The sequence below is a fragment of the Agrobacterium genomosp. 13 str. CFBP 6927 genome, from assembly GCA_900012615.1.
GTDB lineage: Bacteria > Pseudomonadota > Alphaproteobacteria > Rhizobiales > Rhizobiaceae > Agrobacterium.
This window is the reverse complement of sequence record LT009756.1, coordinates 604,812-612,800: the sequence shown is the minus strand read 5'-3', so window position 1 is coordinate 612,800 and position 7,989 is coordinate 604,812. Positions and strand designations below refer to the sequence as shown.

Sequence of the window (7,989 nt, the reverse complement as noted above, 5' to 3'; positions counted from 1 at the left end):
CAAGCTCTCGGTCTATCTCTACCGTCGCCCCCTCATCCCGCTGCTGCGGACTTCTCCCCCTCGGGAGAAGAAACAAGCGGCGGCCTTCCCATGCCAACGGCAGCCGCGCGAACGCCGCCTGTGCCACTCGCCACTCTGCTACAAGCCCGCAAGTCCGGCCTTGTAATCCTCCGAGGCCGCACGGCTGAGGCGCTCCAGCTCCATGGCCGCCCGGCTGGTGTGGCGCTCCTTGTGGCGCAGCAAAGCGAAGTTTCTGGCAGGCAGATCGATGCCGGCACGGACCAGCAGCCCCTGCCGCAGAAACAGCGAGGCGACGGAAGCGGAAACTGCCGTGGCCGCACCGCCGGAGCGTGCCGCCATCACCACCGCCTCGTTGGACGGCAGTTCGAGCATGACCGAAAGCTCGCCGGGGTCCACACCCATCTGCCGCACCGCCGCCTCGAAGGCGGAGCGGGTGCCGGAGCCCTGTTCGCGCAGGACCCATGAGGTGCCGTAGAGCATATCGAGCGCGGTGAGATAACGGCCATCCGCGAAAGGATGCGCCGAACCGGTGACGACAAGCAGCTTGTCGGACACGACGGGCTGCACCATCAAAGCCGGCTCATCGATCCTGCCTTCGATGAAACCGACCTCGGCCAGACCGTCAAGCACGGCCTGTGTCACCGTTTTCGTATTACCGATATCGAGTTTCAGCGTGACGCCCGGATAGAGCTTCTTGAACTGCATCAGGATCGGCGGCAGCCAGTAGCTTGCAATCGTCTGGCTGGCGCAGATGGTGATTTCGCCGCGCGTCAGCCCACCCATTTCGGAGAGAATCAATTCCGCATTGCGCACACGCGCCAATGTCGCCTTCGCTTCACCCAGAAACACCCGGCCGCTTTCGGTCAGTTCGATGTTGCGGCCGACCCGATGAAAAAGCTCGACGTTGTAAAAGGCTTCGAGATTTTTGATGGCGGAGCTGACGGCGGAGGCGGTCAGACCGATGGCTTCGGCGGCCCTTGTGAGGTGCTCGCGTTCGGCGACGGCGATGAAAATGCGGAGCTGTTCGAAGGTCATGGCTTTTCATTCGATTTTATCGAATAATATATGCCATATTATTTGATAGAATAAAACAGGCCGCTGCGGCATTGTCTGGCCATGGCACAACATCGCACCCTCGCTCATCCCTTTCAGTTTTCGCTTCGCTGGCTCACCCCGCTCCTGCCGGGCATTCTCCTCTGCGCGGCTGTCAGCTGCGCCGCCATTCTGGTGGAGCGCTTTCAGGTGCGGCTTGCGGGCCATGCATGGCTCGGCGATCTCGTGCTCGCCATTCTGATCGGCACGCTGCTGCGTTCGCTGGTGTCGCTGCCTGCGGTCGCTTCGGCCGGCATCAAATTCAGCGCCAAGACGCTGCTCGAAATCGCGGTGGCGCTTCTCGGCGCGTCCTTGAGCCTTTCCATCCTCAAAGGTGCCGGCGGTTTGCTGATCGGCGGCATTGCGCTGATCGTCGCGCTGTCGCTGATGGTCAGCTATGCCGCCGGGCGGATGCTTGGCCTGCCGCCCAAGCTTGCGACGCTGATCGCCTGCGGCAATTCCATCTGCGGTAATTCCGCCATTGCCGCCGCCGCGCCGGCCATCGGCGCGAAGCCAGAAGATGTCGCCGCCTCGATTGCCTTCACCGCGGTTCTCGGCGTCGTCGCCGTGCTGCTGATGCCATTCCTGCCGCAGCTTCTGGGTCTCGATGCCACCCAATATGGCATCTTTGCCGGCCTGACGGTCTATGCGGTACCGCAGGTTCTGGCCGCCACAGCCCCGCTCGGCGCAGTCGCCGTGCAGACCGGCACGATCGTCAAGCTCATCCGCGTGCTGATGCTTGGACCGGTCATCGCCGCCCTTTCCGTCATCCATGGCCAGTCCGGCACGGAACGCCTGAGATTGCAGCAGATGGTTCCGTGGTTCATCATCGCCTTCGTGCTGATGATCATGGCGCGGTCCTTCGGCCTCATTCCCGAGGCTCTGATCGGCCCTGTCGCCTCGCTCTCCAACATTCTCACCATCATGTCGATGGCGGCGCTGGGCCTTTCGGTCGATATTCGCAGCCTTCGCCATGCCGGCGGCAAGGTCATCGTCGCCGCCAGCCTTTCGCTCGTGCTGCTTGGTGTTTTGAGTTTCGGCCTGATCGTCCTGACGCAAGCGGGCTGAGCGGGACTGCCGTTATTTTTCGGTGCTGACCGTCAACGTATAATGGGCGCCGAGGCCACGGCGGGGCAATCCCAGGATAAGGGTCGGCCGGATCAGCCATTCCGTATCCGCCTTCGGCGTCAGTGTCGCGGTTTTACCCTGGGAATCGCTGAAGAAGATCGCATCCTCATCCGGCGTCGAGAAATCGAAGATTGCCATCAGGACGAATTCACTGGAGGAAGCAAGCTCGACCTTCACCGTCTGCCCGGCCTTGACTTTCAAACGGTAAACATCGCCGCGACCGCGCCGCGTCCAGCCATCGAGCTTCAGTGGACCGGTCGGCGGCAAGGCGACTTCCTTCAGCCTTTCGCCGTCATCCAGCCAGATGCCATCGACATTGCGGCTTTCAGCGAAGGATTGATGCGGCACGGCAGCCATGGCCATGGTGAGAGCCAGAAGAAGGGAGGTTACCTTCATGGACGTACAAACTCCCGCCGCATGAGCTCGATCGGCTCGCGGCAATGACAACCTTCGATATGATCGTTGACCATACCCATGGCCTGCATGAATGCATAGACTGTCGTCGGGCCAACGAAACTCCAGCCCCGCTTCTTCAAATCCTTGGAAAGGCGAATGGATGCGGCGCTGGTTGGGTTGGCCCTTAACGTCGCATAGTCCAGCCTTTGCGGCCTTTCTGCGGCGGCAGGTTCGAAACTCCAGAAATAACGGGCGAGCGAACCAAATTCATCCCGCAATTCCAGGGCCCGGCGGGCATTATTGATGGTTGAAACAATCTTGCCGCGATGGCGGATGATGCCCTTGTCGGCAAGGCAGCGCTCGATGTCGGCCTCACCGAACTCGGCCACTTTTTCGAATTCGAAATTGGCGAAGGCGACGCGGAAAGCCTCACGCTTGCGCAGAACCGTCAGCCACGACAGCCCGGACTGAAACCCTTCCAGACAGATCTTCTCAAACAGGCGGCGGTCATCGGTGACGGGATAACCCCATTCCTCGTCATGGTAGCGGCTGTAATCTTCAAGCCCCTGCTGCCAGAAACACCGCACGCGGCCATCAGCGCCGGTTTCAAGTCCCGCCTCGTTCATTCCGCAACAACCCTTTTCCACTCCCGCAAATCACCGGCGGGACACGCGCACTTACCACTCATTCACCACGTTTCAAAACCAGGTGCTAACCCTAAATACAGGTTGCGCTAATGAAGCGCTTTTTAATGAACAGCCATTTACGATTCACTTGCGTCAAGGTGCGAACGTGTCCGGCAATGCGGGCGAATGATACCCGCGATTTTGATTGTTGCGACATCCCGCAGAGAGAGTCCACCCGATGACGATGAAGTCCGTTTTTCTGGCGCTGAGCCTCGTTTCCACCTTCGCCGCTCCGGCCGCCATGGCCAATGAGCGTTATCGCGAGCGCCCGCCCGTCGTCGTCAGCCCCGACCTTTCCGCCCCCTGGGTCACCCAGCTTGGACGCGGCAATGTGCGCCCCGTGGTTTATCCGCGCGCGCCTGCCGCACGCCAGCCGCTCTTCCAGCAGCGCCAGGTCGCCATGCCGCAGCGCCCCAGTTCCGGCGTCACATCACAGCGCCCTGCGAGGGTGCAGAATGCCGCCGTGCGTCCCAATGCGCCGGTGCGCACGCAGATCGCGCCGCAATTCCTGCCGCAGATCGTGAGCTACCAGACCAATGAAAAACCCGGCACCATCGTCATCGATACGCCGAACCGGTTCCTTTATCTCGTCCTGGCCGATGGCAAGGCACGCCGTTATGGCGTGGGCGTCGGCAAGCCCGGTTTTGAATGGGCCGGAACGCACAAGGTGACGCGCAAGGCGGAATGGCCGAGCTGGACCCCACCAAAGGAGATGATTACCCGCGAGGCGGCGAAGGGACATTACCTGCCGGCCTTCATGGAAGGCGGCCCGGCCAATCCGATGGGCGCGCGCGCCATGTATCTCGGTTCCACCCTTTACCGAATCCACGGCACCAACCAGCCATGGACGATCGGCAGCAACAATTCATCCGGCTGCATCCGCATGCGCAACGAGGATGTCACCGATCTTTATGAGCGCGTCAATGTCGGAACCACCGTCATTGTGATATGACGGCAACGGGTTTTCCCATTCCGGGCATCCATGGGCAATATGGCGGCGTATCCGCTTGTATTGCCGTCTTGCGGCGGTACAATCGCGCCAAATCCAATTGATCGAGACTTGGCGGGGGACGCCAGGCGCCGAACCTCTCTCAGGGGGATGATGGAACGGCCTTAAAACGGGTGGTCTGCTGACCGCCCGTTTTTCGTTTCTGTCATTTTAATGTTACCAAAAAACGGTTTGGTGCATTCCTGATATCAATCTGGATTCTCTTCATGCCGCGCCATACTTTATTTGTTTGCGCCCTGTTGTTCAGCGGCGTTTCCTTCTCTGCCGCAATGGCGGGGGAATTTGAAATTTCCGGTTATGGCGGCTGGCAAAGCGCGCCGCACAGCGATGTTAAAGTGTCGGACGGACCGGACTTCCGGGCCGGCTGGGAAGGCAAGTCATTTTCCAGCCCGCCCTATTGGGGCGTGCGCGGCACCTACTGGTTCGATGAGGGCCGGCTCAACAATTTCGGTATCTCGCTCGATTTCACCCATGACAAGGTCTATGCCGACGACCAGACGCTTGCCCGCTCCGGCTGGTCGCATTTCGAGTTTACCGACGGCCTGAACCTTCTGACGCTGAACGCGCTCTACCGCTTTCCGCTGGAGAAGCTGCCGCTTACACCCTATGTCGGCGCGGGCGTCGGCATCAACGTGCCGCATGTGGAGGTCACACGCGGTTCCGGCCGCACCTTCGAGTACCAGTTCGGCGGCGCAACCCTGCAGGCACAGGCCGGTGTCAGCTACCGCATCACCGACAACTGGTCGACCTTCGTGGAATATAAGGGCACCTATTCGTTTATCGATGTGGATATCGACAATGGCGCCTCGCTGAAGACCGATGTCATCACCAATGCGGTGAATTTTGGCGTGGCCTATAAGTTCTAGTATTGGCGTGGCAAGCGGGGGCTTTCCGGCAGGTGCTGGGTGCCCCCCCCAACCTCATTCCTGTGCCTGTCACAGGAATCCAGCCGACGCACGTCTGCGCGGGGAAAGATTCCTCTCAGCCCAAGGACTTGGGCTGGCTGGATCCCTGTGACAAGCACAGGGATGAGGAGAAGCCTTAGAAAGGCGCACTGGCCCCAACCTTTGCGTCATGACGCCGGATCACTGCCTTGTCGGCGCACCACGTTCTAAACCGAAAGCCTCGCCGGTTTCGGCCCGCCATAGGCCCAGTCCAGAAGCTCCACCGTGTGCAGGATCGGCATGTCCGTCCCTGTCGCAATCTGTGTGATGCAGCCGATATTGCCCGTGGCGATGACGTCCGCGCGGGTGGCCTCGATATTCCTGACCTTGCGTGCCTTCAGCTTTCCGGAAATCTCCGGCTGCATGATGTTGTAGGTTCCGGCCGACCCGCAACAGAGATGCCCTTCCGCCGGATCACGCACGGTAAACCCCGCCGCTTTCAGCAATTGTTTCGGTGCGAGCGTGATCTTCTGGCCATGCTGCATGGAGCAGGCGGAATGGTAGGCGACCGTCAGGCCCTGGCTTTGCCGTTGCGGCAGATCAAGGGTGGCGAGATATTCAGTGATGTCTTTTGCAAGCGCGGAGACCCGCGCGGCTTTTTCCGCATAGGCCGGGTCAAGCCGCAGCATATGGCCGTAATCCTTGATCGTGGTGCCGCAGCCCGACGCGGTGATGATGACGGCATCGAGCCCGCCATTCTCCATCTCGCGCGTCCAGACATCGACATTACGGCGGGCGGCGGCCAGCGCCTCTTCCTCCCGTCCCATGTGATGCACCAGCGAACCGCAGCAACCCTCGCCTCTGGGAACCACGACCTCGACCGCAAGCCGCGAAAGCAGCCGCAGCGTCGCCTCGTTGATGCCGGGGTCGAGCACCGGCTGGGCACAACCGGTAAGGATGGCGACGCGACCGCGCTTTTCCCCCTCCGCCGGCCGCTTACCCGGACGGGTGGAAGCGGAGATAGCGGGGATAGAGGCAGGAGCGAGAGCAAGCATGGATTGCAGCGGCTTCATCGCCGGAAACTTCGCAAGCAGCCCGGCGAAGGGCCGTGCCAGCCTTGCCAGATGCAGGGCTAACCGGAAGCGACCAGGATAGGGCAGAACCGCAGCCAGAAGATTACGGGTCAGCCGGTCCATGAAAGGGCGTTTATAGGTCTGTTCGATATGGGCGCGGGCATGATCGACCAGATGCATGTAATCCACGCCGGAGGGACAGGTGGTGGTGCAGGCAAGGCAGGACAGGCAACGGTCGATATGGGTGACGACTTCGCGGTCAGCCGGGCGGCTGTTTTCCAACATGTCCTTGATGAGATAGATGCGGCCGCGCGGGCTGTCCAGCTCGTTGCCGAGCGTGACATAGGTGGGACAGGTGGCCGTGCAGAAGCCGCAATGTACACATTTGCGCAGGATCTTTTCGGATTCCGCCACATGCGGATCGGCCAGCTGCTCGGGCGTGAAGGATGTTTGCATGGCTCAGACGGCCCTTCCCATTTTGCCGGGATTGAAGATGCCCGCCGGATCGAGCTTTTCCCTGATACGCGCGGACAGAATGGCTTCCGCCGCCGGGCGCGGTTCGAATGCGGCCACGGTGGCGCGCACCGCGTCACTTGCCCTCACCAGCGTTGCGTGGCCGCCGCCCAGCGCCCGGATCGCGCCGCGCAGCAGATCCGCCTCGGGATCGGCTTCCATCTGCATCCAGACAAGGCCGCCCTGCCAGTCGTAAAAGGCATCGATGCCCGCTTCCATGCGCAGCGCCGCGACCAGCCTGTGGCCTTCCGCCGGCGCGACCGAGACTTGCCAGAGCGGCTTGGCGTTTTCCCCGGTATAGGGAGCAACATCCCGCACCTGCCGCCACAAAACACCGCTTTCCTCGCCTTCCAGCAGCGCCCATGGCCCGACCCGATCCATGACCGAGAGGAGTTTGGCGGCGCGCGCCTCCACCGACGCCCCGAGCCCCTCCAGCCGCAGGATTGTCGCCGGACCTTCCGGCAGGACGCCATCAATGAAACGGGAGCGCACGCTTTCCGCCAGATGGGCCGCCCCGGAAACCTCGACGCTCATCGCCATGGCCGCCGCCATGATCCGCGTCGCCGCTTCGTCATCCAGGCCGGATACGACAACCGTTTTCTCCGAAGGCGGTTTCGGCAGCACACGAAAGGTGACTTCCGTCAGAAATCCGAGCGTGCCATGCGAACCGGCCAGAAGCTTTGAAAGATCCAGGCCCGTGACATTCTTCATCACCCGGCCACCCGCCCTGATGATTTCGCCGCCGCCATTAACGAAGCGGACGCCGAGCAGACTATCGCGCGCCGCCCCTGCCACATAACGGCGCGGACCGGAGACATTGGCGGCAAAGACGCCGCCAATGGTCGGCTCACCCATCGTTCCCATGATCGGGCGATGATCCATCGGCTCGAAAGCCATCATCTGCCGGTTTTCGGCAAGAGCGGCTTCAATGGTGGCGAGCGGCGTGCCGGCCTTCACGGTCATGACCATTTCAGCGGGGACGTAGGAGACTATACCGTTCATGGCGCGGGAGGAGAGGGCCTCATTTGCCGCGACGGCATTGCCGAAACCGGAACGGGTGTTGCCGCCGATGATTTTCAGCGGGGTTTTTCGAGTTGCGTGGTCGCGGATGATATCGGCGGCCTGGGCTTCTGAGTATGGGGTCAGCATGGGGTGGCCGCCTTTGAGCAAGGGATACCCCCCTCTGC

At 61.5% G+C, this 7,989-nt stretch carries 8 protein-coding genes; 3 read left to right on the top strand and 5 right to left on the bottom strand.

Annotated features, from left to right (window positions below):
• Window positions 1–138 precede the first annotated feature (138 nt).
• Complete coding sequence (locus tag AGR13A_RS03015; RefSeq protein WP_080833582.1) at window positions 139–1,056, bottom strand: LysR substrate-binding domain-containing protein; 918 nt, start codon at window positions 1,054–1,056, stop codon at window positions 139–141.
• Window positions 1,057–1,137: 81 nt separating this feature from the next.
• Between AGR13A_RS03015 and AGR13A_RS03010 the strand changes: the two genes are divergently transcribed.
• The gene (locus AGR13A_RS03010) at window positions 1,138–2,181 is read left to right on the top strand and encodes a YeiH family protein (protein ID WP_139786010.1); all 1,044 of its coding nucleotides are present in this window, start codon (window positions 1,138–1,140) and stop codon (window positions 2,179–2,181) included.
• 12 nt (window positions 2,182–2,193) lie between these two features.
• Here AGR13A_RS03010 and AGR13A_RS03005 read toward each other — a convergent pair whose 3' ends face one another.
• Window positions 2,194–2,637, bottom strand: a complete 444-nt coding sequence (locus AGR13A_RS03005; RefSeq protein ID WP_080833580.1) for a hypothetical protein — start codon at window positions 2,635–2,637, stop codon at window positions 2,194–2,196.
• Window positions 2,634–3,263: a DNA-3-methyladenine glycosylase I gene (locus AGR13A_RS03000; RefSeq protein WP_035218739.1), complete on the bottom strand. Its 630-nt coding sequence runs from the start codon at window positions 3,261–3,263 to the stop codon at window positions 2,634–2,636. The genes AGR13A_RS03005 and AGR13A_RS03000 overlap by 4 nt, the downstream gene beginning before the upstream one ends.
• Window positions 3,264–3,501: 238 nt before the next feature.
• On the opposite strand from AGR13A_RS03000, the gene AGR13A_RS02995 reads away from it, so the two are divergent.
• Complete coding sequence (locus tag AGR13A_RS02995; protein WP_080833578.1) at window positions 3,502–4,275, top strand: L,D-transpeptidase; 774 nt, start codon at window positions 3,502–3,504, stop codon at window positions 4,273–4,275.
• Between the two features lie 263 nt (window positions 4,276–4,538).
• The gene (locus tag AGR13A_RS02990; protein ID WP_080833576.1) at window positions 4,539–5,198 is read left to right on the top strand and encodes an outer membrane beta-barrel protein; all 660 of its coding nucleotides are present in this window, start codon (window positions 4,539–4,541) and stop codon (window positions 5,196–5,198) included.
• Window positions 5,199–5,443: 245 nt separating this feature from the next.
• Here the strand turns inward: AGR13A_RS02990 and glcF are convergent, their stop codons facing one another.
• Complete coding sequence (gene glcF / locus AGR13A_RS02980) at window positions 5,444–6,745, bottom strand: glycolate oxidase subunit GlcF (RefSeq protein WP_080833572.1); 1,302 nt, start codon at window positions 6,743–6,745, stop codon at window positions 5,444–5,446.
• Window positions 6,746–6,748: 3 nt separating this feature from the next.
• Complete coding sequence (glcE, locus tag AGR13A_RS02975) at window positions 6,749–7,951, bottom strand: glycolate oxidase subunit GlcE (protein ID WP_080833571.1); 1,203 nt, start codon at window positions 7,949–7,951, stop codon at window positions 6,749–6,751.
• Window positions 7,952–7,989 lie beyond the last annotated feature (38 nt).

Coding starts and splice junctions, on each gene's coding strand:
- AGR13A_RS03015 (WP_080833582.1), bottom strand. CDS start 1,056: ATGACCTTCGAACAGCTCCGCATTTTCATCGCCGTCGCCGAACGCGAG.
- AGR13A_RS03010 (WP_139786010.1), top strand. CDS start 1,138: ATGGCACAACATCGCACCCTCGCTCATCCCTTTCAGTTTTCGCTTCGC.
- AGR13A_RS03005 (WP_080833580.1), bottom strand. CDS start 2,637: ATGAAGGTAACCTCCCTTCTTCTGGCTCTCACCATGGCCATGGCTGCC.
- AGR13A_RS03000 (WP_035218739.1), bottom strand. CDS start 3,263: ATGAACGAGGCGGGACTTGAAACCGGCGCTGATGGCCGCGTGCGGTGT.
- AGR13A_RS02995 (WP_080833578.1), top strand. CDS start 3,502: ATGACGATGAAGTCCGTTTTTCTGGCGCTGAGCCTCGTTTCCACCTTC.
- AGR13A_RS02990 (WP_080833576.1), top strand. CDS start 4,539: ATGCCGCGCCATACTTTATTTGTTTGCGCCCTGTTGTTCAGCGGCGTT.
- glcF (WP_080833572.1), bottom strand. CDS start 6,745: ATGCAAACATCCTTCACGCCCGAGCAGCTGGCCGATCCGCATGTGGCG.
- glcE (WP_080833571.1), bottom strand. CDS start 7,951: ATGCTGACCCCATACTCAGAAGCCCAGGCCGCCGATATCATCCGCGAC.